Genomic DNA, 25,487 nt, shown 5'->3' on the forward strand with positions numbered 1-25,487 from the left:
AGGCAATCTTGGCGGAACCATTAGCGAGTTTCGCACCAAGGCGTGAATGCCACCGAGGGAGGAGAGCAAGATGAATGGACAACCCGTTGCTGTTGTCACCGGTGGAGCTTCGGGGATCGGGGCAGCAACGTGCCGCCGCCTCGCCGTTAGCGGCGCACGTGTCGTCATCGTGGACGTCCATCGCGAAGGCGCCAACGAACTGGCGCTTTCACTGGGCGATAAGCACTGCGCCATTTGCGCTGATCTCGGTGAGCCTGCCGAGGTTGAGGCGGCGCTCGCGGAGATTGTCTCAAAGTGCGGCGGCATCGATATTCTGGTCAACAACGCGGCGGCGCTGAACCTCAGCATGTCAGATCATGCTGTCGCAGATATCGATCTCGCTGTCTGGAACCGGCAACTAGCCGTCAATCTGACGGCTCCGATGCTGCTTTCGAGAGGGGCCATCCCGCTGATGATCGAACGCGGTGGAGGCGCCATTGTGCACGTGGCATCGGCAACGGCGTTTCAGTCCGAAGACATCCGGGCCGGATATGCGGCGACCAAAGCGGCCTTGGTATCGCTTTCGCGCTCAATCGCCGTGCAGTATGGGCAGCGGGGCGTGCGCAGCAATGTTGTCGCCCCAGGACTTGTCCTGTCTCCGGCCGCTATTGCGCATTTCCCTGCTGGCCCGCTCGAGGTGTTTCGCGATCATCACATGACCCCGGAACTGGGCACACCGGAGGATATTGCTGCGGTTATCGCATTCCTGGCTTCGGATGAGGCAAGATTCGTAAACGGCGCGGTGCTGATGGCGGATGGCGGTTTTACCGCTGCGCTGCCGGTCGTCGCGTCGCTCCGGCGGACGGGCGGGGTTATCTGAGGCTATGACCGGCAACGTCAGGCTCCAACGGCAACCCTCGCGAAGTCTTCGCCGATTCCATTGAACGTTGCTGTGTAAGTGCACAGGTACTCGTGACCACGCGTGATCTTGCCGTTCTCGACGAACAGCAGAAAATGATAGTCGTTGAGGTATTCCCTGCCGTCGCGGAATTTGAGTGTCGAGGTGAACTCGACGGCTGCACAGCGATTGTCGGCAACCATATTGGTCACGTGGAGCAGGAACGGCTCGACCACGTCGAAGCGCGGGATAAGCTTGAGCATTCCCGCGATCATCTCGCGAGGATACTCGCCCGCCTGCGGAAACCGTCCCTTGATGCACCAGACCATATCTTCGGCGAACAGCTCGCACAGACCTTCGAAATCGCCTGCATTCCAGCGGCGGAAGTACTCTAGTGCAACCTGCTCCGGCGTGTCTGTCATAGCGGAATATCCTTGCGGTCAGCCCCGAGATGCCCCCTGCGTTTGGGACATAGCCAATCGTTGGCGTGCTTTGAAATCTTACGGAATCTCGCAGCGTGACGACGTCCGATCAGACGACACGCCAGTGCCACCTGCGTGAGAACACACGCCTCTGCGATGGGGTGACGGATCGACTCGATGCACAAGAGCAACAAGGGCAAATTGGCCATCGTTACTGGCGGTGCCTCCGGGATCGGCGCAGCGACCGTGGTCACGCTCGCGCGGTCAGGTGCCCACGTTGTTGCGGCCGACGTGGATCGCCATGGCGCCGATGCGCTTGTGGCTGGACTGCGCAGCGAAGGCTTGTCGTGCGAAACCTGTGTGCTCGACATGGGAGACCACGAAGCGGTCGAAGCTGTCGTGGCAGAACTGGTCCGCAAGCTTGGCGGCATGGATAACTGTGCGGTGCAAACGAGCGATGACGACAAGGCCGTGGTCGACGTCCCGCCGACCCTGTGGATGCACCTGCTGGGCACAAATCTTGTCGGACCTGCGATTTTGGCGCGAGCTCTGATCCCGTCGATGCTCGCGCGAGGCGGCGGTGCATTCGTGCACGTGGCATCAGCCGCAGGCCTGCGCGGCGAGGATACTCGAACCTGCTACGGTACTGCAAAGGCCGGGCTGATGGGCCTGTCGCGCTCGATTGCAGTGCAATATGGCAAGGAGGGGATTCGCAGCAATTGCATCGCGCCGGGTCTGGTATTGACACCAGCTGCTGAGCAGACCTTCGATGCATCGATGCTCGAGCTCTTTCGGGAGTATCACCAGACGCCGGAACTGGGCCGGCCCGAGGATGTCGCGGAGACCATCGCGTTCCTGTTGTCTCCTGCCGCGCGATTCATCAACGGCGCCACGATCGTCAATGATGGCGGTTTCTCCGCGATGGCACCCATCGTGCCAGCCATGCGCGCTCAGACCAGATGACCTGATCGCACTTCGAAGGAGAGGATTTTGGTTCGCACGCATTTGACTTGGCTCTGGCCAGCCCTGGGTTTGGCTCTAGGGCTTGTTCTGCCTGCGCTACCCCCTATCGCGTGGGGACAAGTACCTGCTGTGCCCGTCGCAGCAGATTGGCCAGAATATGGTGGTCTGCCCGGCGAGCAACGTTTCAGCCCGCTTACGCAGATCAACACCGCCAATATCAGCCGGTTGTCGTTAGCCTGGGCAGCAGACCTGCCAGCCGTCAACAATCCGGTAACCGCCCCGATCGAAGTAGGCGGGCGGATCTATATCTCCTATGGGCTCAGTGTCGTTCATGCCTTCGATGCCGGCACTGGGCGGGAGCTGTGGAGCTATGATCCGGGGGTCGGCAAAGTTGCCGGTGCCAAGTTGCGCTTCGGCTGGGGTATTCGCGGCCTCACCTGGTGGAATGGAATAGTCATCACCGGCACGCAGGACGGCCGTTTGATCGGCATCGACGCCCGAACCGGCAAGCTCCGCTGGAGCGTCGAAACGACCGAGGAGAATGATGGCCGCTATATCACCGGCGCGCCCAGAGTTTTTGACGGGAAAGTCATCATAGGTCATGGCGGCGCTGACGTGGCACCGATCCGGGGCTATGTGACGGCCTACGACGCGGCAACAGGAAAGCAGGTCTGGCGTTTTTACACCGTTCCCGGAGACCCGGCCCAAGGCTTTGAAAACAGCGCCATGGCCATGGCAGCAAAGACCTGGACCGGCGAGTGGTGGAAATACGGCGGTGGCGGCACCGCGTGGAATGCCATCACGTATGATCCGGCGCTCAACCGCATTTACATTGGCACAGGCAATGGTCAGCCATGGAACCAGAAAATCCGCAGCCCAGGTGGCGGAGACAACCTCTTTCTGTGTTCGATTGTCGCGCTCGATGCTCGCACTGGCACCTATCTTTGGCACTATCAGGTCAATCCCGGCGAAAGCTGGGATTACAACGCGGCGATGGATATCACGCTTGCCGATCTGGAAATCAAAGGAAAGGTGCGCCAGGTTATCTTGCAGGCGCCGAAGAACGGTTTCCTGTATGTCATTGATCGCATTTCCGGAAAGCTTATCTCGGCGGAAAAAATCGTGCCGCACGTGACGTGGGCGTCCCGCATTGATACCGCGAGCGGACGGCCAGTTGAAGATCCGCAAGCGCGGTATCCGGACGGGCGGGCTGAGGTCTGGCCTTCAGCGGCAGGGGCACACAACTGGTTCCCGCAATCTTACAGTCCAGCGACGGGTCTGCTCTATATCCCTGTTATGGACTCTGGTGGCATCTATGACGATACCATGATCGACAAGGCCCACTGGAGAGCGACGCCGAGCGTTTTGAACCCCGGCGTCCTGTTCCAGCCGATAATGGACGCCAGAAGCCAAGGCGCCAGCCTGCTGGCATGGGATCCGGTAAGGCAAGCGCAAGCTTGGTCAGTCCGACTGCCCGGGTATACCAACAGCGGCGTGCTCTCGACCGCCGGCGGATTGGTGTTTCAGGGCAGGATCGATGGCTGGTTTGTGGCCTACGATGCTGCCTCGGGCAAAGTCTTGTGGCGCTTTGACGCAGGTACAGGCGTAATGGCGCCGCCCGTCGCGTTTGCGCGCGGCGGTGTGCAGTATGTGTCTGTGATTGCAGGATACGGCGGCGGTGGAGGAGCCATGTCACCAGGGGCTGCGGATTTTGGCTGGACGTACCGTGATCAACCGCGGCGCTTGCTCACGTTCCGCCTTGATGGCCGGGCGCACTTGCCCGCAACCCGGCGGCTTGCCACCGAGCCAACGCTCGATGCAGGGGCGCCGCGCGACGCGCACGGAGAACTGGTCTACGCCACGCATTGTGTTCTTTGCCACGGCATGGGTGCTCGCGCGGGTGGGTCAGCCCCCGATTTGCGGAATTCAGCGGTTGTGGCCGACGAAACTGCATTTGCGGCGATCGTCCATGATGGGATGCTGGTTGAACGCGGCATGCCGCGGTTCGACGAATTGTCAGAATCCGATCTCGAAAGCCTGCGCCGCTATGTTCGCAGAGCCGCTACACCTTAGCGTCCGGACCGGGTGTGTTACAATGCTACATTAAAGCTCTGATTCTCGCACGGTGGTTGCGCGAATCGGAACGTTGGCTCTGCCAAGCGGTGCCAGATCGCCCCAGAGAATCGTGACGTATTTTGCGCTTAAGGCAATGAAAAATAGTGTATAATATCGAAAGCACTTATTCCTGATGCGACGACCTTGCCATTCTACCGGTTGCGCGTAGTATCGCTACATAAGGTCGGCAGGAATAATCCGCTGACGCATCGGGAGAGACAACATGGGTGCGACCATAAGCATCGATAACATCCTGACGCTCATCTACCGCGGCGCTACAGTCTCCGCTTCATGGGACCCGGCGCTTTCCGCGATTGTCGAATATTTCAATGCCAGCACGGTCTGTCTTCGTGTGGCAGTGCGCGGTGCAAGGCCATTCGAATTCCGCTTCGCCACCGGTCGCAAAGTGCGACGTGAGATTCTGGAAGACTGGGAGCGCACACAACGCGGCGTTCAGTTTACGCCTGCCCCGACATTGGGCGTGCCTGAGATCCACAATTACGCCGAAGAGTTTCCCGATGACCCAGTGACAAAAGAACTGCTCGAGTATGACGTGGCGGTGAGTTTGACCTACTGTTTCGAGAATCTGGAGGACTGCGACTACATTCTGAACGTTAGCCGCGGAACGGATGATCCCTCATTCGGTCGGGCGGAGGTCGAAGCCATCAAGCAGATTGGCGGTCATTTTCGCGAGGCAGTTCGTCTGCGCCGTGAGATGGTGCGCTCCAAACAAACCAGCGAGTTTCAATCCCAGGCGCTCGATCGTCTGGGCATAGCCGGAATCCTGATCGATCCGTTTGGTGCAGTGTTGCCGCTCAATAATAGTGCTGAACACATGCTGGCAAAAATGGATTGTATTCGTCTTCAACGATACGATCGGCTGGTTGCGGTGAACCGTGCAAGCAACAGGGAGCTTCAGGAGAACATCCGCAAGATCCTGAGTGGAGAAGCCGGTGAGGGGCAGGCGTTTGCGATGTCGCTTGAGCGTGAGGATGGCGGGAGGCCGGTCGGACTGGTTTTGAACAGTGCCAGATCAATGTGTCCAACCTCCAACCGTGAAGAAAACTGCGCACTCCTGTTTCTGCGCGACAGCGGGACCAAATTTGCCATTGAGCCCTCACTCGTACAGAAATTGTTTTCATTTACAGCGGCCGAGGCAAGTCTGGCCATTGGTCTGGCGTCTGGTCGTTGCCTTGAAGAGATTGAAGGGCAGATGCGGATAAGGCACAACACCGCTCGCGCACATTTGCGGTCGATTTTTGTGAAGGCCGATGTCACCCGTCAGGCTGAGTTGGTCAGCCTTCTGGCCAATAGTGTTGTTCCGCTGGCACAGCGGTCTTCCAAATTGACCAGTTGAAAGCGCAGGCATACGAAAAATGGATGACATTCTACAGAGCCGTGATGATTTTGGCCTTGTCGCTTGCCGGGAGGTTGAGGTGGCTTCGGTTGATATGTCGCGTCCTATTCTCGGCCGCAGGCGCAAGGCCGATGACATGCGCATGCGCTTTATCGATGTGACAATAGAACTTGTCCGCGAGAACGGCCTGTCGCGGGTTTCCACTCGCACGATCTGCGACGCTGTAGGGGTCAAGGCCCCAACCCTATATCATCACTTCGGCGACCTCGCCGGGTTGCAGAAGGAGGTTATCGAGTACGCTTTCGTCAAGTACTACACGTTCTGGAAAAACCGAAGAAATGTCCATGATCCCTACCAGCGTGTGAGGGATGGTTGGGACAGCTACATTGCGTTTTCGCTTGCAGAACCTGAGCTTTTTGCGATTGTATCTCTTGAGAACTATGCACGTGATCTTCCGACACCGATCGTTGAGGCGCACAGGGATTTGATTGAGGACCTGGAAGCAATCCATGCGATCCGCGCCTTGCGCTATGAGCCACTGCTCGCAGCCCAGATGTTCACAGCTGCCTGTATCGGTGTGGCCTCGATGCTGGCGGCCCAGCGCCATGGCATCCCGGCAGCCGACAACTTGAGCGCAATCATGCGCGAAGCGATTCTGGGAACACTCATTTCCTGAACTGCGACCTGCCGTCTTCTTCGCTTCAGCTCGTGGCTCCAGTTATTCTGAGGGCATTATGCCGTTTCCAAGCGAGAAGGTGCGGCATCGTCTGAATGCATGTCGCTCTGCGGCCAGGACAGTCCCAATCCAAGTCAGGCAAGACCTGTGCAAGGGCTACCATGGGAGGCGAGGCGATGAGTGAATTCGACGGCAAATCGGTAATCATCACTGGGGGCGGTGGCCACGGCGGCAGAGCGCTCGCCCGCCTATTTGCCGAAGCCGGCGCAAAGGTGGCTGCCTTCGACATCAGCGAAGCGTCTCTTGCCGGATTCCATGCCGATATGGCTTCAAAAACTGCGGCAACGCTCGGTATCGCATGCGATCTCAGGGATTGGGACCAACTCCAAGCCTCGGCTGATCGGGTTGCGACGGCGTTTGGCGGCATCGACATCCTCATCAATACGGCCACAGCGCGAACCAATCCGGTCTGGAAAGGGATCGAGGATTGCAGCCATGCCGAACTGACCGAGCTGATGGAAGTTGGGCCCAATGGCACGCTGGGTGCGATGCGTGCTGTGCTGCCCTATATGAAGGGGAAGGGCGGCAAGATCATCAATTTCGGGTCGGGCAGCGGACGCAATCCTGCTCCGGGGCTTGGTGCCTACGGGATGAGCAAGGCTGCCGTCCATTCGCTTACCAAGTTGGCTGCGCGGGAATGGTCAAAATACCGGATCAACGTCAATGGCATTCTTCCCTTCATGATGACCCCGACCATGGCGCAATCCCTTCGGGATGACCCGCATGCGCTGGATCCGTTCTTGCCGCCACTGAACTGGATTGGTGATGCAGAGCGGGACATTGGGCAGGTCGTGTTGTTCCTTGCAAGCAGCGCCTCGGACTACATTACGGGCCAGAATCTCCCTGTCGACGGCGGGACCGACATGATGTTCTGAACGCAGTTGGGGGAGCAATCACCTGATGACGATCGACGACACGAAGCGGATCGTTCGGGAATGGGTGCGCTGTTGGAATGCAGGTGAGGTCGACGCGCTGGCAGCTCTGTACCACGACCAGAGATTCAGCTGGAGGATATCCGGGCAATCACCAGTTTCCCGCGTTTACACCAAAGCCGAGATCATCGCGCTGATCCGCACCACCTTCGACAAACCCATGATACAACGGCACCACATCGATGTCACCAGTATGACGGCTGAAGACAACCGCGTTGCACTCGAGTTCATCGGCCAGGCAGTTTTTGCCGATGGGACCCCTTTTCTCAATCACTATCATGCGCTGTTCTTCATCGAAGACGGGCTGATCATCCAAGGGCGTGCGTATCTCGATACCTGGGTCGCGTCGCAGTCATCGTTGCGCCTGAATGGTGCCGATAGCGAAAAAGGGGTCTGACCGCTGGGGTAGGAGCGGGGTGCTTGGCAGCGCACCGTGATTGACTTACAAGACCCGGGTAGCAAGCTCATCCAGAGAGCGCACCGGAGTCCGGCCATCCCAATCGGCAGCCTGCCGATGCATCTCTTCAAATAGCCGAAACATGGCACCGCCGGTTTCTGTCATTGCAGTGTTGTAGTTGAACAGCTCTGTGTAGTGTCCCAGCTCGGCTATCGTATCGATATAGTGGATCAGCACACCGGGCATCTGCGCGGTTCCCAGCGTTGCAAAGCCGGCTTTGGCATAGCGTGCGCGGTCGGCCTCGAAATCGTCAGACATCTGCATGCAGTGATGATAGACCACGTCGCGGTCGCCGCGCAGATGATCGAACAGGGGATTGTCGGACTCAATCAGTTCAAATTGGTTTCGTCCGCGATAGCCGAAGGCAACGCGGTTCTTGGTCACACCCGTCACAGGCTCCCCGCGAAACACGTAGTCCGCAGCACCGGGCGGCACGTCCATGACGTAGAAGGGTCCAGCCCCTTGGTGGGCAACGAACCATTCGATCTGTTGCTCAAGATCGCGGCAGACATAGCCCAGTTGGGTGATTTCGCGCGGCAACCAGACCATCAGGCATGTCCTTCTTTTGCTTTGTGTTGAAAGATTTGTCCGAGCGTAGGCCCGGCTTGCAGGTGAGGCTGGTTCATCGAAGCTGCGACCTCATGGCGATGCGAACGGGCGGCAATTGTCGAGCACCGCCCAGCCGGCAGCGAGTGGTACGGCAAAGTAGTAGCTGGTGCAGCTTGTTGCGATACGCCAGCCATTGCGGGTGCGGATGTAGGTGTCGTCTACTTTGCCCATGTGAATGAAGCTTTCATTCTGGACGACCAGCCGGCCCTCGACGAATAGATGTCCGTGCGCGTGATCACCCTCAACACTTGCAACATGTCCGTGTGCCAGCAGTTTGACGAAAGCATCATGCTCCAACCCTTGCAATGCCGCGGCGATCCCCGCACGGCCCGTGCATCGGCCCAGTAGATTCCCGAAATCGATCTCGGCATTGTCTGCGAACAAATCCGGGAGCGATGTATAATCGCACTCGTTGACGCGGGAATAGTACTCGAGCCTCAAGCGATAGATCGCTTCGAGGTCTGTGAGGCGGTGAACCTCCTTGGTCAGTTCAGCCAGCAGCACGGTGTCGTCAGGCAAACCGGTCACGGTTTTTCTTCATTGGATCGGAGATCAAGCTTGTCGAAGGGATTGGCGATCCGCAGTGGTGTCGCCCAACCCACGGCCAAAGCAGCCTGAAGATAGAAGGTCATCCGCTGCTCGGCGATCCGCCAGGCTCCGTTCTCGCGCCGGTATCTGTCCGACCACCGGGCAATCGCCAGCACGCTTTGGCCGGTCTGGGCCGGGAACGCTTCCATATGGCTGTTACCTTGTGCCTCATCACCAGAAAGGTCGATGAGGTGATTGTGGATCGATTGCCGGAACGCAGGAGCGATTCCTGACGCCATGACCTTGCGGGAAACCTCGCGGTTGCGCTCACGGCCGATCTGGGGGGGGATCTCTACGTCCCATTGGCAGATGACGTCCTCGGTGCAGTCGTCGAAATGCTCGCCAATCCGATTGTCATTGAGGGTCGCGTGATAACGGCAGCGAACCTGGCGAATTTCTTCAAGATCACGCAGGCGGCTGACGGAACCGACGAGGTTATGGAGAACGTCGCCGCGATCTTTGCTGTCTGCTGTTAAGTCGTCCACTGCGGTGAGCCCCTCCGCCAACCGGCGTTTGCACGACTTTGGTGCCGACGGCGTGCGTTATGGATCGTCCATTTAGACGTTTTGCTCCAGCCCGCAGCGGGACCATGGCATTGGTGGGTAACAGTACGGTCGGTGCTCGGCATGCTACCGATCAAAAGAGGAATGGCACGATGGAAGACCTGGCGAACGTCTACGCGATTGAGCGCTTGGTTTTGGCTTATGCCACCGCAGCGAACCGGCGGGATTTCCGTGCGATGGCGGATACCTTTGACGATAATGGTCGGCTGGTCGGCATGGCGGAGATGATGGGCCTGAACCAGGAAGCCATAGTCGGGCGTGCTGACATCTTCAGTTTCTTTTCCGCAGCATTGGAAGCGGTGGAGTACATCTTTCAGAACGCGCAGCTCGGTCCTGTCATGATCGACGGCGATGAGGCAACGGCACAAGTCATGCTGACGGAGCTGGCTCGCTGGCGCGGGCAGAACCTGTCGGTGTTTCTGGGGCGCTACGAAGATCGGTATATTCGCACGCCAAGCGGTTGGCGTTTCGCAGAGCGTAAGCTGGTGCCTACGACCCTGTTCCAGCCGAGCGGCCAGTTCCTGATCTGAGCGAGATGTACCGTAGCCAAAAAGAACGGGGGCGGATTTCTCTGCCCCCGTTTTCAGTTTGTGTCTGACCGGGTTTGATCAGTCAGGCATGATCCACTGTGCGTTCTTGACGAAGAACTTTTCGGTGATGGCGTCGCCCATGCCGGCAAGGCGCGAGGCCCAGTTGTGCATGGAGTCGGTGCCGCCTTCGACGTGGGGGAAGTCTGAGGCGTAGCAGTAGCAATCCTCGAGGCCGTTGTCGGTGATGTACTTGTCGATCGGCTCCCACGGGAAGCCGGCGCAGCGCACGTTGCGGGCGAGGTATTCGCTGGGCTTCTTGGGCAGCTTGGCGCGCCACAGGGCCGAACCCTTGGCTTCCCAGCCCCACATGTCGAGGTAATGGGACATCGGACCGATCCAGTGCGCGCCGGTCTCGACCGCGGCATAGCGCAGGTTGGGGTTGCGCTCGAACACACCGCCCGTGACGACGGCGGTGAGGAAGTTGAGCGAGGGCAGGTGCATGGTCGAGACGGTCCAGGGATCGAGCTCGATCTCCTCGCCGATCAGGAAGCCCTTGAAGGCTTCGGCCTCGCGCCAGTCCAGCGTGCGGTAGAAGCCCGCCTCGTTGCCGACGTGGGTGGTGACGACGGTGTCGCTGTCGGCCAGGAGGGCCCACATCCTGTCGAGCGAGCTGTGTGCGGGCGACATGCCGCCGGGCAGCATCGAGCTGGGGAACCACACCGCACGCACGCCGCGATCGACCAGATTCTTGGCTTCGGCATAGATCTCATCAGGGGTCTCGCCGATCAGCACCGCGACCGGACGCAGGCGGCTCGATTGCTTCTGGCTACGCACCACCCATTCGTTCTGGGCGCGGATCATCTGCACCGCATAAGCGCGGCGATCGCCGGTGATCTGCGGGAAGAACGAGGGCACGTCGGCATTGGCATAGAGGAACAGCGCGTTGATCGCGAGGTTGCCGGGGAAGATGATCTGCTTGTCGATGCCGCAGAAGTCCATCCACTCGAGCCGCTGGTCCAGATCGTAGGAGCCATAGGCATAAGGCCCCTTGCCGAACCATGCCGACCGGAAGTTCAGGCTGTTCTGAAGTTCGGAATCGACGTCCTTGAAGTAGTTGTTCTTCATGCCCTTCAGGTTGTGGAAATCGAGTTCGGCAAACGGGCGGGTAACCTCGCCAAACATCTCAACCCAAAGCTCGGACGGCACCCACTCGTGCGCGTCGGCATCGCACATCTTCCCGGCATACTTCGCCAGCTCGACCGGGTAGCCGACCATTGGTTGTTCAAGAACTGTCGCCATTGCAGCCTCCAAATACGCTGTTACGTTGTCAATCAGATCGGGCAGACACACGCGGCCCATCAGCCGCGCCGCCATCCAGACACCGCCTTAATCCCACGCCAATCCCCCGCAAACATCGTCCATTGTGAGTACACACAGCCTGTCCCTGGGGGCAGTCAGCAAGGACGTGCCGAAGATCGCACACGCTCGTCGAACCACGTTCAATCGGACGATCTGCCGGGCCATAGGCCATGCGAACAGGCGTTCAGCGAAAACCAATGACGTAAGAGGGTAGGTGCATGCTGACGCTCCAGGAAATCTCCGATCGTCTCGAGATTCAGAAACTGCTGGTAGACTACGCCACTGCGATCGATCAGAAACAGATCGACCGCCTCTCCGACATTTTCCTGCCCGATGCCTTTGTCTCCTATGCGCCCTACGGCGGGCGCGAAGGTGCGTTCAGCGAGATCAAGGACTGGCTGGCCGAAGCGCTGGAGGGTTATCCGGCCTCACAGCATCTTGTGGCCAATCCCGACATTACGATCGAGGGCGATATCGCTAAAGGGCGGGTGATGTGCTTCAATCCGCTGGTAACGGAAGATGCCGCGGGCAAGCGCGGGCTTACGATGTTGGGGCTCTGGTACGTCGATACCTATGTTCGCACGGCGCAGGGCTGGCGTATCGCGTCCCGGTCCGAGGAACCCTGCTGGATTCATAGCGGCGACGAAGGTGCCCAGCTTGGCGCGGTGTGATCCATACATCGGGATGCCTTCAGCCTGCCGACCCAGGCCTTTCCGCGAGTACCCGGAAAAGGAGGTTGAACTCGTTCGCGAGGTAGTCGGTTACAGACCGGGTCGTACCCTCATCCCGCCACAGATCGACGGCCAGACGCATCGCGCCGACAGTCACCATGGCGGTCGTGCGCAGAAGGTCTCGCGGATGCCGATCCGCCCACCCCGCGCAGAGGGCCTCGAACAGGATCTGTTCAAGCTCCACGGAAAAACCGTGGCGGTGCATCGCCAGCGTCTGGTTGGACTGGAGCAATCGTTCGATCGTGGCAGAGTGGGCAGGGTCCTGCGTCGCCATAAGCGCAATCAAGGCGCTGCGAGCCGCTTGTGCAGGGGGCTGGGCGGTATCTTCGCGCTGCAGGAAATCAGGCACCAGCGCGGTGAAGTTTTCGCGCCACCAGTATTTCAGCGTCTCTTCCTTGTTGGCAAAGTGGAGAAAGAGCGTTCGCGGGGATATCTGCGCTTCCCGCGCTATCTCGGCCAGGGTCGTCTTGTCGTACCCCTTTTCGACATAGAGCTTGAGGCTGGCCTCGGCGATGCGCCTGCGTGTCAGGATATTCTTGCGTTCCCGGATGCCCGGAGCGGCGTTTTCCAACATTTTTTGATGAGAGGACATGTTGGTTCCCGGCATGGCGGCAAAAAATGCAGTTACTGCAGTTTTTTCTTTCAGAATGGTGCGGACTTGCATTAGATAAAACTGCAGAGTCTGCAACAATTGATTCGGCGTCCAGAACGCTGAACCGCGGAGGAGAAGCCTATGTCGTCAATCGACCTGCCACTTCTGAGAATCGTCGGATTGAAAGGCATGGCAGACGGGGCCGTAATCGCGGGTGCTCTGCGGGACCCGGATTGCGAGGCTCGCCTTGCTGCGGCTCTGGAAGCACAGCAACTGCGCCAGCTTCCTCGCGGGTTCGCTCTGACACCGCAAGGAAGAACGGACGTGCAAACTGCACTCGCTGAAGAGCGTGCGATGGTCGATGCCGCTCAGATTGAGCAGATCTACGAGCGGTTCTGCCTGATCAATGCCAGCTTCAAGGCACTGATGCACAAATGGCAGATCCGTACAATGGACGGCGCCGAGGTGCCCAACGACCATCAGGATGCAGCTTATGATGGTTCCGTGATTGCCGAACTGGGGGAGATCGACACCCTGCTGCAGCCCATCCTGCTCGACATCGTTGCGCTGGCACCACGCCTTGGGCGCTACCCCTTGCGCTTTTCCGATGCGCTCACCGCGCTGCGAGGCGGTGATGCTGCGATGATGGCAAGGCCGCTGATCGACAGTTACCACACCGTCTGGTTCGAGCTGCATGAGGACCTCATTTCGCTCGCTGGTTCGACACGTGCGGCTGAAGCCGCTGCGGGAAGGGGCGACTGATGCCCCGGTTCGTATTCTCAACCGCAGATACAACTTTCGCCGCCGGACAAGATCTGCGTTCGCTCCTCGGCGGCAAGGGTGCCGGGCTGGTCGACATGCACAGGCTCGGCCTCCCTGTGCCACCTGCGTTCGTGATCTCGACTGAGGCTTTTCATTCATGGCTTGCGCTCCGCGACCTTGGCTTTCTGAAGGACGAGCTGGATCGGCATATCGGGGTGCTTGAAGCCCAGCTGGAACGCACCCTGGGTGGAGCAGACAGACCTCTGATTGTCAGTGTGCGCTCCGGCGCCCCAGTTTCCATGCCCGGCATGATGGATACGATCCTCAACCTTGGGTTGAACCGGAAGACTGTGAAGGGGCTCGCGCGCGAATGGACGCCCGAGGCTGCAGATCAAGCCTACGCGCGTCTGCGGCACTCCTATGAGGCTATCGTCGGCGCGAAGCTGCCTGAAGACCCGCGGGCTCAGTTGCTCGGAGCGATTGCGGCGGTATTTGCCTCATGGGACAGTGAACGTGCGCGAACCTATCGCGCACGCGGCGGCATTTCCCATAAGCTTGGTACGGCAGCGACGGTGCAGGCCATGGTGTTCGGTACGGCTCCCGGATTTTCGGGAACGGGTGTTATGTTCACGCGTCATCCCTCGACCGGCGCAGCCGAAGTGATGGGTGACTGGCTCGCCGACGCACAAGGCGAAGATGTTGTCGCCGGCACACATCAGACCGAGCCGCTGGAGGCACTCGCACAGGCAAGCCCAGTCCTCTGGCAAGAGCTGGTGGATATCGCTGCGAGGCTGGAACTGCACCAGCGGGACATGTGCGATATCGAATTCACAATAGAATCGGGCAAGCTCTGGGTTCTTCAATACCGCCGCGGCAAGCGCAGCCCGCAAAGCGCGGTCCGCATCGCCGTGGAGATGGCACAGGATGCGCGCTTCGCGATCAGCCCGCGCGAGGCCGTCGAGCGGGTTCTGCCGGATGACCTTGCTGCGCTTTTGGCCGAGCGAAGAGCCGACACTGGTTCCGCACCGGTGGCGACAGGCCTCGGTGCTTCGCCTGGCGTGGCTTCGGGTAAAGCCTGTTTCAGTGTGGATTCGGCGCTCGACAAGGCGGATGCCGGTGAGCCCGTCATTCTGGTGCGGCCAGAGACATCGCCCGATGACATTCCCGGCATGGATGTCGCCGAGGGCATTCTGACTTCGACGGGCGGTCTGGTCAGCCATGCCGCCATTGTCGCGCGCGAGTGGCGCAAGCCTGCGGTGGTGGGGACGAGTGCGCTCGTTTTCGATGGCGATGTCGTGACCGTAGGCGGTGAGGTGATCCGCGAAGGTGATGAGATCACCATCGATGGTGCCACGGGCCATGTATATCTCGGGTCTGTCGCAGGCGCGTCTGCCGAGGCCGACAGCCACGTATGCCGCCTCATCGAATGGGCCCGTGAAATTGCCGGAACTGAAGGCGAAGACCCGGTTGAAACACTCCGCATGGCGCACGCGCGCATCGCGGCAGAAAAGGGAGAGCACGCATGATCACTGCCGCAGACGAGGGCCTGCACCTCGAAGATCGCGATCCGGCGAAAAACTGGATGGAGAACTTCTGCTTCTTCGGGTTTGACGAAGCCGCCGACGCTGGCTTCCTCATCCACATGAAGAATCGGCCGAATGAGGGCATTGTAGAGTTCCGGCTGGCGATCAAAGTCGGCGCTCAGACCAGCATCTATGGGGTCGTGCATCCCATCAATGGGACATTCACTTACCCTGATTTCCAGTTCAGATGCATCGAGCCGGAGCGGCACTGGACCCTTAAGGGGCAAGGACGCGGCTGGCCGCTGGAAGCCGTCGGCAAGGTCATTGGGATTCCGGCCAAAGGGGATGCCCCGCTCGAATTCGAGCTTGAGCTTGACTGGACAGCCACAATCGAAGCGCTCGACTGGAAGGTCATCTTCGATGAGTCGACGAGTGCGCCGGGTGGCGCGCATTACGATCAAGGTGGGCGCTTTGCGGGCACGCTGCGTATCGGCGATAACACGATCAAGGTCGATGGCATGGGTTATCGCGACCATAGCTGGGGGCCGCGCAACTTCCTGCAGATGAAGTATGCCCGCTTCATCGGCTTCGTCAGTGAAGACATGAAGACCTATTTTGACGGCCACATCCTTGACCATGGCGATCGCAAGGTGGGATTTTCCTACACGGTCGAAGATGGCGTCGGTCAGTTGGCGGCCCGTCCTGAATATGAAGTGCTGGAGGGCGAAGACTGGGACTATGGCTATCGCAAGGTCGCCATTACCGTCGGCGAGACGCGCTATATTGCGCATACTTTGTGGGATTTTGCGATGCCACTGGTTCCGGAGCGGTATCTGTCAAACGTTGCAATGGCTCGTATCGAACTGCCGGGCGGCCGCAAAGGCTTCGGTATTGTGGAACGTGGCCGGCTGTTCGGCGAGGAAGAACTGGCTGGCTGGATTGCCGCCGCCGAGAACCCTCAGATGCCGGTCTGAGATCCCAGTCGGCCGAATGAATAGAGGATGCAACTGTGAACGAGCCCGCGAACCCCGTCCACTTTGTCAGCGCACCCGGCGTGCGCTGGTCAAGGGTCAATGCCGCTGAATCCACCCCTAGCCTGACGAAGCCGTTGGGCTGGGATTTCTATGGCAACGGCACCAATCTGACATGGCGGCGCATCTTCGAGAACTTCGGCCTGATCGGGCAAAATGAGCCGATGCCGGCGGGGGGTGATGAGGGCTACATGCGCGCGATCTATGCGCGCGCGACCATTAACGTCGATACGGTCATTGCCGCCATGGACCTGTTTCCGGGAGATCACAGTGGGGATCACGCCCGCGAAATCTTGTCGGAGGACGTTTCCGCCGCCGAATCCGGGCAAGCGGAGCGTACGTTCGATGAAGAACGGTATCTGCGCTATCGCGAGGACGTGCGCGCGATTGTCGAGCGCGAGTTCGATGAGACTTTGGCGTTCTGGCGCGACCACGTCGGGCTTCAGGGACTGCGCGAAGGGAAGGATCCCGCCAGCACGTTCGAGGACGCCTTTGAGCGGTATGTTAGCGTGCAAACCAACCACTCGGCAAATTCGACCTTGTGCCAGCAGTACTTCTCGCAGGCCACAAGGCTCGCCGAGCGGGCCGGGCTTGGGGAATTGGCTTCGAGCCTCACGACGGGCATCGGAGATACGTTCGACACCCGCTCGATGGCGCGGCTTTGGCAAGTGAGCCGCGGCAAAGCGACCCTCGAAGACTATCTTGGCGAGTTCGGCTTCCAGACCTCGACCGGAGATGATCTGTCCGGCCATTCATGGCGGGAAAACCCGGCGTCCCTGCGCGCGCTGGTGGGGAACTACCAGAAAATGGATGAATCGTCCTCGCCATTTGCTCACGAGCACGAGCGGGTGGAACAACGGCAGGCGTTGGAGGAGCGCATCATTGCTGCTCTGCCGGTGGACGAGCAGGGCGAAGCGCGAAAGCTTTTCGACCTGCTGGCTTCCTCGACCCGGGTACGCGAGCTCGGCAAGGCATCCTACCGGATAGCGCTCGACGTCGCGCGGGCCGCTGCCAGAGCGCAAGGCGCCGTGCTTCATAAGCAGGGGCGAATTGACGGGCCCGAAGACATTTTTCTGCTCGTCCGCACAGAAGCTTTCGGCGATGCGGAAGACCTGCGCGGCATTGTCGCAGAGCGCAAGGCCATCCTCGAGCTATACGCCACCTACGACATTCCGCAGGCCTGGACCGGTGATCTCGAGCCGGCCCTTATCGAAGCCTTGGCCGACGATGGCGGGGTCGTTTCGGGTCTGGGGGTATCTGCGGGTGTTATCGAGGGTACGGTGCGCCTGATCCTCGATCATTCCTCAGCCGAGGACATGGAGCCGGGTGAGATCCTTGTCACAAACACAACCGATCCTTCGTGGGGACCTTTCTTCGTTGCCGCAGGTGCGCTCGTGATCGATGTTGGCGGGGCCATGAGCCACGGGGCAATCATCGCCCGTGAATTGGGCATCCCCTGTGTCATCAACACCAAGAACGGTACCCGCCGGCTCAAGGACGGCATGACGGTCAGGGTCGATGGCAACACGGGAACGGTGGAAGTTCTGCACTGAGATAGCTTTGCAGCCGCGACGTGACGGCAGGCTGCGTTCCGCTGCCATCGGCAAAGAGCTAGGACAAACCCAATGGCAAATTACATTCTGGTAGTGTTGACCAACGCTCAGCCCGGCCGCGACGATGATTTCAACGCCTGGTACGACGATGTGCACCTGCGTGACGTCTGCGCCGTTCCCGGCATCCTTGCCGCGCGGCGCTACATGGCAGCACCGATCCAACCCGCACCGGATGGGGCGCGTTGGCGATACCTTGCGATCTACGAAATAGAGACGGACAACCTTCAGGGCGTGATGGACGAAATGAATGCCCGCGCTGGCACCGATCAAATGTTTGTCTCGGACAGTCTGGATGTTGCCGGAGCATGTGCGACTGTGTTTGGGGCCTTTTCCGAGCAGGGCTGAACACAGGGACTTGCCGCAATCAGGCCGTTAACTTCCGTCTATGGGTCAACACAACTACGGCGAAAGCCAAGCCGCAGATGGCTCCGACGGCAATAAACACCGCATGGTAATCCGGTACGACAGTTCGGATACTACTCATGACCAGCGGATTGAGAAAGTCGCCGACAAACATCGTCGAATAATAGAAGCCGAGCGCCTGCGGGTGCGCGTGGTCTGGCACTCTGCGTAAAAGGGCTGGCGGCAGAAATGGCAGCATCAGGCCGGATCCCAGTCCAGACACGGCGACAGCGGCGGCCGCCGACCAGGGGCTATGCGAGAAACCGATCGCAATCTGCCCTGCCGACCAGCATGCAAGGATCAGGGCAGCGGTGGTGCGTTCTTCGATCGACTTGCGGAGGCGGCCATAGATCAGGCCAACCAGAATGCCGCTGATCGAGGCCATACCCAGCACGATTGCAGCCACGCCGGGATCGGTCACGCCATCTTCGGCAAGCACCAGTCCGGTCTGAATGCCCGTCATCTGCATGACAACGCTCATCATAAGGACGACCATGTAGAATGGCGCGAGGCGTAAGAAATCAAACCTTGCCGATGGCGCGCGGTCTTGGATTTGAAGCGGGCTTTCCGGAGAGGATGGCACCAGTCTCGGCAAAACAAGGCTGGCAATCGCGAGCATGATAAGGGCGGCGCCATAGATCAGGAAGGGTGCATGCCAGCCCCCTTGTCGGCCCAGCAGGCCCGCGCACCAAACACCGACCAATGCCACGCCGGCGCCAGTGGCACCTTGCAATCCAAACAGGCGCTCTCTGGCGGCGCCATCGAATTGCTGTCCAATCAGGTAGCTGGTGGTGGTAACGACCCCCGCCACCGCGACACCGAGAAGAAAACGCGTGGCGATCAGCAGTCCGCTATGGTCGATGAAAAGGCCCGATAGCCCCGCGCACGCATAAGCAATCAACGCAATTTGCAGCGTGCGGCTCGGCCCCGCGGCGCGAAGAACAAATCCCCAGATCGGTCCCCCGACGACGATCCCCAATGCGGGTGTGCTCATCAGCATCTGGGCGGCAAACGCGCCGCCGGTCCCACCCCCGAAGTGGTCGGCCACTTGGGCAAGGACCGGTGCCAGCGCAACAAAAACGAGTGCCAGCAATCCTGTACCCGATACCAGAAGCGGTGCGAGAAACGGTGAATTCCTCCGCTCGGTGCCCAAGGTCAAACGCTCCCTTTCTGCTTATGGACCTGCATCATGTCAGTGCCGTCCACGCACCAGGCGATGGTCCGCAAGAGCATCTGTTGCCTCATGGCTGCGGTGTCAGCGCAAATTGCGCTTGGCCGCTGACCGGGTCGATCGGATAGGAAATATGCTGGTGCGCGATACGCCATTCTGCGCCCTGCTTGCGGTATATGTCGCTGACCCTGCAGACGACACGCCGTTCGGTCCCGTCCATCATGGCCACCCTGATGGCCTGAAGGCTGTAAACCACGGCAAGGCTTCCGCTGATCACTGTTTCCTCATGAAGGACCGTCGTGTTGACGGATCTGACCCCGCGGAGCTGTGCCGCAAACGATTTCTCGATTGCTGCTGCGCCCTTGATCAAGCCCGGCGCAAGCGCGTCAAAAAGAACAGCGTCGTCGGCATAGTACCGTCTGACATCAGCCGGATCGACGAGCTGGCCAAGTTTGTCCTCGATTGCCTTGATCTGTGATTGATCATCGGACGAGGGAACGTCTGCCGCGCGGGTCGATGGAACTGCCGCAGTGCCGGCAAGACCGAGCATTGTCAGGGCAACGCCGCAGACAAAGGGCGCACATTTCCTGCGGACCGACATGGCTTGTTCTCTCCCCGGTTTGGCAACGAGCCTCTCCGACCGTCGTAAGGTTAGACGCGCTCCCCGGCTGCGGGATCGTCCGATAGGACAATGGGGCCTCTGCGCTGTCTGATGGGTCGTCCGAATGAGGTATGACTGCGACTGCGCGGTTGACGCACCCCTTCCTTCAGTGCCGCTTTGGTCAGCCAGGCTCAGAGCGGCAGCAAGGGAAGTTCGCGACCATGGCAGGGGAAACCGTGCAGATGTCCCGCAATGCCATCCCTCCCGCGGCGAGTGCGCTTCGGGAGAAGCTGAGGGGCATGCTGATCGGCGGTGCGTGGCGCAAGGGCGGTGGACCACTGTTTCTGCATCGCTATGCGGGCGACACCGATACGATCACTCCCGTCGAGCTTGCGAGCATCGCGGATGTCGACGTTGCCATTGCGAGCGCACATTCAGCCAAGGCAGCCTGGCGCGAGACTGATCCCGGCTACCGGGAAAGGCTTCTGCATCGCCTGGCCGATTTGATCGTCCAACACGGGGAAGACCTTGCCATCCTGCAGACGCTGGACACCGGCTTCCCGATCTCGGCCTCGCGCCAGCTCATCCCCTTCATGGAAGGCTGGACACGGTATTACGCCGGATTTTGCGACAAGATCGAGGGCGGCGCGTTTTCGCAGTTCTCCCATGGGCGATACTTTCTGCAACGCGAGCCATATGGCGTCGTGGCGATCATCCTGACCTGGAACATGCCGATCACCTCGGTCTGCATGAAAGCCATGGCCGCATTGGCGGCGGGCAACTGTGTGGTAATCAAATCGCCCGAAATGGCGCCATTCGGCATGATGCGGATGGGAGAACTCTTCGTCGAAGCAGGCTTCCCGGCCGGTGTGGTCAACATTCTGCCGACAGGCCCGGAGGGCGGACATGCCCTCGTTGCGGACCCGAGAGTGGGCAAGATCAGCTTCACCGGCGGTGCCGCGACGGCTGAGAAGGTCATGGTCTCGGCAGCGGCAAACATCACGCCAACGATTCTCGAGCTCGGCGGCAAATCGGCTTGCGTGATCTTTGACGACGCCGACCTTGATCGGGCGATCCCGTTTGCCGCAAGCTTCCCTTTCGCGGCGACTGGCCAAGCCTGCATTCTGCCCACGCGAATGTTAGTGCAAGACAGCATCTATGACGCCGTCGTTGAGCGGGTCACACGTATCGTCGAGACGTTCAAGCCGGGCGATCCCTTTGCAGAGGCCACCCAGTTTGGCCCGCTGATTGGCAAATCGGCGGTCGACCGCATCACCAGAATTGTGGAACAGGTCAACCAGACGAGCTCCGGAAGGATAGTGCTCGGCGGCCATCCGATTACTGGCGAATTTGCGGCGGGCGCCTATTTTGAGGCGACGCTTGTTGTCGATGTGGATCCGGCCTCGTCCCTCTTTTGCGAAGAAGCCTTCGGTCCCGTCCTGGCGCTCAGCCGGTTCACCGATGAAGACGAAGCGATCACCTTGGCCAACGCGACGCGCTTTGGCCTCTACTCCTACATCTGGACCAGGGACATTGCGCGCGCGATGCGGATTGCTGATGCGATGGAAGCCGGATCGGCTGCCATCAACGGATTTGCCGGGTTGGTTCCACAGGTGCCCTTCGGGGGCGTGGGGATCAGTGGATACGGCAAGGAAGGTGGGCGCGAGGGGCTGAACGAGTTTCTGCGCACCAAGACGATCTTCATAGGCAACTGATGATGAGCGTAACACAGTTGGCGAGAGGCTTGAGCCAGACGGCGGGGGCGAGAATGCGTAAGATCGACATGCATGGTCACATCGTCTTCACCGAGACATTTGGCAAAGCGGGTGAATTTGGCCCTGAGTACCTGCTCGATGATGGACTCTGGAAGTTCAAGGTTGGGCCTTACGTTGCCGAAGTGCCGCGCAATGAAGATCCGCGCGATACGATGTACAAGATGAATGACCCCGACTGGTTTCGCGATAAACTCGACGAGATTGGTATCGACATGCTCGGGATCACCGGATCGCCGTTGCTGTATCTCTACTGGGCACCGACTGACGTTGCCGTTCGATTTCACCGGCTTCAGAACGATTGCATGGCACGGTTCTGTTCGGCGCATCCGGACCGGTTCTTCTGGTGTCCGTCCGTGCCGCTACAGGATATTGGGGAGTCGATCGCAGAGCTTAAGCGTTGCGCTGCCATGGGTGGGCGCGGTGTGAATATCGGCACAGATGCGGCTGTATACGGCCTTGATGACCCACGAATGTGGCCCTTCTACGATGCGCTTGCGGATTTGAATCTCGCGATATTCATTCACCCATATCCCAAGCCAATGGCCGCTGGCGCGGCCGAGAAGTATCATCTTTCGTGGGTAACCGGTTATACTTCGCAAGAAACCGATGCCTTTGCGACCATGGTCCTTGGGGGCGTGTTCGACGACTTTCCCAATTTGCGGGTTTACGTCACACACGGCGGCGGTTTCACGCCGTATCAGATCGGACGAATTCATGGCGCTTGGCAGATGAAGAATCCAGGGGTGAGATGCCGCCAGTCACCCTACGAGTATCGAAGGAATTTCTGGTTCGATATCCTGGTTCACGACGATAAGGCGCGAAAATTCTTAGTAGATAGTTGGGGATCTGATAACATTGTGATCGGATCAAATTATTCTGGCTGGAATTGGTCAGATGAATTCGTTCATTTAGAGAGCCTTGGGTTAACAGAATCACAGAAAGAGAATATATCCTTCAAGAACGCCGAGAAGTTATTTAATTTAGCTACAACCTAGATTTGGATTGCATGGGAATTGAATTGATGTCGAACAGGTTGGCAGGAAAAGTTTGTCTCATCACTGGTATCGCCAGTGGCATCGGCCAACGTGCGGCGCACATGTTTGCTGCACAAGGCGCGCATGTGATTGGCTGCGATGTCAACGATGCGGGGGCTGAGGCTACGGCAGCTTCAGTACGCGCCAGTGGCGGGCGAATTGATGTCGTGCCTGGCGAGGATCTGGCCTCGATGGAGGCGTGTCGCCGGCTCGTGGCTGCGGCGGAGCAAGTGGGCGGCGGCCTCGACGTGCTCTTCAACAACGCGGCAATGTGCAAGTTCGAGTTCATGGACGGCATGGAGACCACCGACATGTGGGACTTCACGATCAAGTATGAGCTGGATCTCGCTTTCTATATGTGTCTCGCCGTCTGGCCTGCCCTGAAGCGCCGAGGGCGCGGCTCGATCATCAACGTCGGATCACTCGCTGCGCATCGCGCAACCCCTGCAGTGGGCAATGTGGCTCACATGGCAGCAAAGGCCGGCGTCGTGGCCATGACCAAACAGCTCGCGCTCGAAGGCGGCAAGCATCAGATCCGAGTGAACAGCGTCTCGCCGGGGCCGGTGGCGACGGCGCAAACAGCGTTCCTGCTTGAAACCGACGAGTACCGAGAGTCGGTCGGTGAGTTTCTCGTGCTTGGGCGCGTGGGCCAGCCTGCCGATATTGCCGCTTACGCTTTGTTTCTCGCGACCGATGAAGCGGATTGGGTCACGGGAACGGACTTGCTGATAGATGGCGGGCATGCGGTTCTTTGAACGCAGGATGGGCTTTCCCTTCGGAATCTGGAGCTTTTGACCATGTCTTCGCCCCATCTCGCAATCTCGATCGACCATGCGACGTGCATTGGCTCTGGCAACTGCGTGGCGAATGCGCCGGGGGTTTTCGAGCAGGACGACGATGGGCTGCCGCACGTGATCGATGCGGGCGCACAGCTGCGGGAGCTGATCGAATTTGCCGTCTTGAGTTGCCCGGTCCGAGCAATCTCGATCAACGACCTCTGAGGGTCCGAACGCACGCTCGGTCGCCGGTTGTGCGCTGAATGTTCGCAGGGTCTGGAGCAACAAAGTGGGTAGATATGGTCGATCTGGCTGAGCATTCGATGGAAGAACGCGCGCGCTCTGTCGGCTGCCCGGTGATTGACTTCGACATCGAGGATGGTCGCGCATTCCGTGAGAACGTATACGGCGCATTCGACGCGGCGCGTGAGCTAGCGCCATTCTTCTACAGCAAGGCTGCCCGCGGTTTCTGGGTGTTCTCAGACTACAGTTTGATCGCCGAGACGAACAAGCGTCCTGACCTTTTTTCCAACAACGCCGTCGAAGTGTTCTTGCGCGAAGAGCACCTGATGCCCCCGATGATTCCGGAAATGGTCGATCCACCGGAGCATCATCAATACCGGATGGCGCTTGCTCCCTTGTTTACACCCAAGGCGGTCACGGCCTTTGAGCATGTCTTCCGCGAGCTCTGCGTCGCCCAGATCGAGCGCCTTGCCAGTGCAACAGAGTTCGATTTCATGGAGGCATTCGCCCGGCCCGTTCCCTCCGGCTTCTTTCTAGGCCTGATGGGCGTGCCGGACGACAAACGCGAAGGTTTGACCGACGCCCTGATCAGGGCAACCTTCACGACCGCAAGCGAAGATCCCTCACGTTCTGTCCGACGGTCCAGCACTGAGCAAGTCATCAAGGCTGTACTGGAGTTGGTGAAGGATCACCGGGAACACGACCATGATGACGTGTTCGCCCGCTTGATGCTGCGCCCGGCGTTCGGGCGTCTGCTGGATGATGAGGAACTGTTTCGTATCGCGGTATTGCTGGTCAATGCTGGTGTCGAGACCACCGGCGGCGCGCTCGGATATATGTTCGAGCACCTCGCCCGCCACCCCGATGATCGCCAAGCAATCGTGGATGATCCGGACCTGATCCCATCAGCAGTCGAGGAATTGCTCCGCCTCTATCCCGTCGCCAACAGCAACCGGATTGTGACCGGTGACGAGGATTTCTTGGGCTGTCCGGTGCGCAAGGGTGACAGGGTGGTCATCAACCGCATCGGTGCCAATCGTGATCCAAGCCTCATCCCGGATGGAGCCAAGGTCCTTCTGGGGCGGAATCAGAACAATCATACAACGTTCGGCAATGGCATTCATACCTGCCTTGGTTCCCATCTCGCACGACGGGAAATCCGTATCACCCTGGAAGAGTGGCACAAGCGGATACCAAACTATCGCCTGTCGCCTGATCATGTGCCCCACCACCACGTGGGGTCGACTATCTCATTGAGTTCGTTGAGGCTTCAAATTGAATGAAGCTTTCCTACCCATTCGTATATCGCAGCAGGAGAATGAATAATGACCGATACGATCGAAGGTCGTCGCAACCTCGGTTTCGCGCTCATGGGCGAGATGATGGGGCAGCAGTTTGCCGACGGTGCCAGAGCCAAATATGAGGCGGGCGGGTTCGCGGCAGATCTGGTCGATATCGGCGCACGCAATGCATTTGCCGAGGCATGGGGACGGCCAGGTCTTGACCGGCGCTCTCGCTCGCTCTTCACGCTTGGCATTCTCTTCACGCTCGGCTTTGCGCGCGAGACCAAGTACCACGTCAATATTGCGCTCGAGAATGGCCTGACCCAAACCGAAATCGAAGAACTGATCTATCAGGCACTTGTCTATGCCGGCTATCCGGCTGCCAGCCAAGGCGCAACCGCGATCGAAGAAGTGTTTCGCGAACGTGGTTTGATCAAGTGAG

Annotated in this window: 27 protein-coding genes and 2 pseudogenes; 21 read left to right on the forward strand and 8 right to left on the reverse strand. The window is 59.3% G+C overall.

Features of this window, described 5'->3' with window-relative positions; all coding sequences use genetic code 11:
- Positions 1-42 precede the first annotated feature (42 nt).
- Both CFE35_RS22525 and CFE35_RS12750 read left to right on the forward strand, forming a co-directional pair.
- Positions 43-117, forward strand: a pseudogene (locus CFE35_RS22525) (hypothetical protein); the annotation flags it as partial.
- Positions 98-859 (forward strand): annotated as a pseudogene (locus tag CFE35_RS12750) (SDR family oxidoreductase); the annotation flags it as partial. The pseudogenes CFE35_RS22525 and CFE35_RS12750, both read left to right, overlap by 20 nt.
- Positions 860-876: 17 nt before the next feature.
- On the opposite strand, the gene CFE35_RS12755 reads toward CFE35_RS12750, so the two are convergent.
- Entirely contained in the window at positions 877-1,299 is a 423-nt protein-coding gene (locus CFE35_RS12755) for a nuclear transport factor 2 family protein (RefSeq protein WP_292930993.1), read from the reverse strand.
- Positions 1,300-1,476: 177 nt separating this feature from the next.
- Here CFE35_RS12755 and CFE35_RS12760 point away from each other — a divergent pair, with 177 nt between their 5' ends.
- The 6 genes from CFE35_RS12760 (at position 1,477) to CFE35_RS12785 (ending at position 7,799) form a co-directional block, all read left to right on the forward strand.
- On the forward strand, positions 1,477-2,262 hold the full coding sequence (locus tag CFE35_RS12760) for an SDR family oxidoreductase (RefSeq protein WP_292930994.1): 786 nt from the start codon (positions 1,477-1,479) through the stop codon (positions 2,260-2,262).
- 129 nt (positions 2,263-2,391) lie between these two features.
- On the forward strand, positions 2,392-4,335 hold the full coding sequence (locus CFE35_RS12765) for a PQQ-dependent dehydrogenase, methanol/ethanol family (RefSeq protein ID WP_292930995.1): 1,944 nt from the start codon (positions 2,392-2,394) through the stop codon (positions 4,333-4,335).
- 265 nt (positions 4,336-4,600) lie between these two features.
- Positions 4,601-5,734, forward strand: a complete 1,134-nt coding sequence (locus CFE35_RS12770) for a helix-turn-helix transcriptional regulator (RefSeq protein ID WP_292930996.1) — start codon at positions 4,601-4,603, stop codon at positions 5,732-5,734.
- Between the two features lie 19 nt (positions 5,735-5,753).
- A complete protein-coding gene (locus tag CFE35_RS12775; protein ID WP_292930997.1) occupies positions 5,754-6,410 on the forward strand; it encodes a TetR/AcrR family transcriptional regulator in 657 nt (218 codons plus the stop codon).
- 176 nt (positions 6,411-6,586) lie between these two features.
- Complete coding sequence (locus tag CFE35_RS12780) at positions 6,587-7,345, forward strand: SDR family oxidoreductase (RefSeq protein ID WP_292930998.1); 759 nt, start codon at positions 6,587-6,589, stop codon at positions 7,343-7,345.
- Between the two features lie 25 nt (positions 7,346-7,370).
- Positions 7,371-7,799, forward strand: coding sequence for a nuclear transport factor 2 family protein (locus tag CFE35_RS12785; protein ID WP_292930999.1), 429 nt, complete (start codon positions 7,371-7,373; stop codon positions 7,797-7,799).
- A gap of 45 nt (positions 7,800-7,844) precedes the next feature.
- Here the strand turns inward: CFE35_RS12785 and CFE35_RS12790 are convergent, their stop codons facing one another.
- The 3 genes from CFE35_RS12790 to CFE35_RS12800 form a co-directional block, all read right to left on the reverse strand.
- On the reverse strand, positions 7,845-8,408 hold the full coding sequence (locus CFE35_RS12790) for a VOC family protein (RefSeq protein ID WP_292931000.1): 564 nt from the start codon (positions 8,406-8,408) through the stop codon (positions 7,845-7,847).
- Between the two features lie 90 nt (positions 8,409-8,498).
- Positions 8,499-8,987, reverse strand: coding sequence for a nuclear transport factor 2 family protein (locus tag CFE35_RS12795; RefSeq protein WP_292931001.1), 489 nt, complete (start codon positions 8,985-8,987; stop codon positions 8,499-8,501).
- 5 nt (positions 8,988-8,992) lie between these two features.
- Complete coding sequence (locus CFE35_RS12800) at positions 8,993-9,541, reverse strand: nuclear transport factor 2 family protein (RefSeq protein ID WP_292931002.1); 549 nt, start codon at positions 9,539-9,541, stop codon at positions 8,993-8,995.
- Positions 9,542-9,711: 170 nt separating this feature from the next.
- On the opposite strand from CFE35_RS12800, the gene CFE35_RS12805 reads away from it, so the two are divergent.
- On the forward strand, positions 9,712-10,149 hold the full coding sequence (locus CFE35_RS12805) for a nuclear transport factor 2 family protein (protein WP_292931003.1): 438 nt from the start codon (positions 9,712-9,714) through the stop codon (positions 10,147-10,149).
- A gap of 78 nt (positions 10,150-10,227) precedes the next feature.
- Here CFE35_RS12805 and CFE35_RS12810 read toward each other — a convergent pair whose 3' ends face one another.
- Entirely contained in the window at positions 10,228-11,448 is a 1,221-nt protein-coding gene (locus tag CFE35_RS12810) for an amidohydrolase family protein (RefSeq protein ID WP_292931004.1), read from the reverse strand.
- A 278-nt stretch (positions 11,449-11,726) separates the two neighbouring features.
- Between CFE35_RS12810 and CFE35_RS12815 the strand changes: the two genes are divergently transcribed.
- A complete protein-coding gene (locus CFE35_RS12815) occupies positions 11,727-12,179 on the forward strand; it encodes a nuclear transport factor 2 family protein (protein WP_292931005.1) in 453 nt (150 codons plus the stop codon).
- Positions 12,180-12,198: 19 nt separating this feature from the next.
- Here CFE35_RS12815 and CFE35_RS12820 read toward each other — a convergent pair whose 3' ends face one another.
- On the reverse strand, positions 12,199-12,903 hold the full coding sequence (locus CFE35_RS12820; protein WP_292931006.1) for a TetR/AcrR family transcriptional regulator: 705 nt from the start codon (positions 12,901-12,903) through the stop codon (positions 12,199-12,201).
- A 69-nt stretch (positions 12,904-12,972) separates the two neighbouring features.
- Between CFE35_RS12820 and CFE35_RS12825 the strand changes: the two genes are divergently transcribed.
- The 5 genes from CFE35_RS12825 (at position 12,973) to CFE35_RS12845 (ending at position 18,105) form a co-directional block, all read left to right on the forward strand.
- Positions 12,973-13,593: a hypothetical protein gene (locus tag CFE35_RS12825; protein ID WP_292931007.1), complete on the forward strand. Its 621-nt coding sequence runs from the start codon at positions 12,973-12,975 to the stop codon at positions 13,591-13,593.
- Complete coding sequence (locus CFE35_RS12830) at positions 13,593-15,119, forward strand: pyruvate, phosphate dikinase (RefSeq protein ID WP_292931008.1); 1,527 nt, start codon at positions 13,593-13,595, stop codon at positions 15,117-15,119. The genes CFE35_RS12825 and CFE35_RS12830 overlap by 1 nt, the downstream gene beginning before the upstream one ends.
- Positions 15,116-16,090, forward strand: a complete 975-nt coding sequence (locus CFE35_RS12835; RefSeq protein WP_292931009.1) for a hypothetical protein — start codon at positions 15,116-15,118, stop codon at positions 16,088-16,090. The genes CFE35_RS12830 and CFE35_RS12835 overlap by 4 nt, the downstream gene beginning before the upstream one ends.
- A 35-nt stretch (positions 16,091-16,125) precedes the next feature.
- Positions 16,126-17,700 (forward strand): PEP-utilizing enzyme, encoded by a 1,575-nt coding sequence (locus CFE35_RS12840; RefSeq protein WP_292931010.1) that lies wholly within the window; start codon positions 16,126-16,128, stop codon positions 17,698-17,700.
- Between the two features lie 72 nt (positions 17,701-17,772).
- Positions 17,773-18,105, forward strand: coding sequence for a DUF4286 family protein (locus tag CFE35_RS12845; protein ID WP_292931011.1), 333 nt, complete (start codon positions 17,773-17,775; stop codon positions 18,103-18,105).
- A 19-nt stretch (positions 18,106-18,124) separates the two neighbouring features.
- On the opposite strand, the gene CFE35_RS12850 is transcribed toward CFE35_RS12845, so the two are convergent.
- Together CFE35_RS12850 and CFE35_RS12855 are read right to left on the reverse strand one after the other, a co-directional pair.
- Complete coding sequence (locus CFE35_RS12850) at positions 18,125-19,315, reverse strand: MFS transporter (RefSeq protein WP_292931012.1); 1,191 nt, start codon at positions 19,313-19,315, stop codon at positions 18,125-18,127.
- 88 nt (positions 19,316-19,403) lie between these two features.
- On the reverse strand, positions 19,404-19,883 hold the full coding sequence (locus CFE35_RS12855; RefSeq protein ID WP_292931013.1) for a nuclear transport factor 2 family protein: 480 nt from the start codon (positions 19,881-19,883) through the stop codon (positions 19,404-19,406).
- A gap of 272 nt (positions 19,884-20,155) precedes the next feature.
- On the opposite strand from CFE35_RS12855, the gene CFE35_RS12860 reads away from it, so the two are divergent.
- From CFE35_RS12860 to CFE35_RS12885, 6 genes are all read left to right on the forward strand, one after another.
- Positions 20,156-21,649, forward strand: coding sequence for an aldehyde dehydrogenase family protein (locus CFE35_RS12860; protein WP_292931014.1), 1,494 nt, complete (start codon positions 20,156-20,158; stop codon positions 21,647-21,649).
- A gap of 53 nt (positions 21,650-21,702) precedes the next feature.
- Entirely contained in the window at positions 21,703-22,704 is a 1,002-nt protein-coding gene (locus CFE35_RS12865; RefSeq protein ID WP_292931015.1) for an amidohydrolase family protein, read from the forward strand.
- Between the two features lie 26 nt (positions 22,705-22,730).
- Positions 22,731-23,498 (forward strand): SDR family NAD(P)-dependent oxidoreductase, encoded by a 768-nt coding sequence (locus tag CFE35_RS12870; protein ID WP_292931016.1) that lies wholly within the window; start codon positions 22,731-22,733, stop codon positions 23,496-23,498.
- A 42-nt stretch (positions 23,499-23,540) separates the two neighbouring features.
- A complete protein-coding gene (locus CFE35_RS12875; RefSeq protein WP_292931017.1) occupies positions 23,541-23,744 on the forward strand; it encodes a ferredoxin in 204 nt (67 codons plus the stop codon).
- Between the two features lie 74 nt (positions 23,745-23,818).
- Positions 23,819-25,045: a cytochrome P450 gene (locus CFE35_RS12880; RefSeq protein ID WP_292931018.1), complete on the forward strand. Its 1,227-nt coding sequence runs from the start codon at positions 23,819-23,821 to the stop codon at positions 25,043-25,045.
- 42 nt (positions 25,046-25,087) lie between these two features.
- Complete coding sequence (locus tag CFE35_RS12885; protein WP_292931019.1) at positions 25,088-25,486, forward strand: carboxymuconolactone decarboxylase family protein; 399 nt, start codon at positions 25,088-25,090, stop codon at positions 25,484-25,486.
- The last annotated feature ends 1 nt before the right edge of the window (position 25,487 follow it).

The sequence above is a fragment of the Novosphingobium sp. PASSN1 genome, assembly GCF_002278815.1.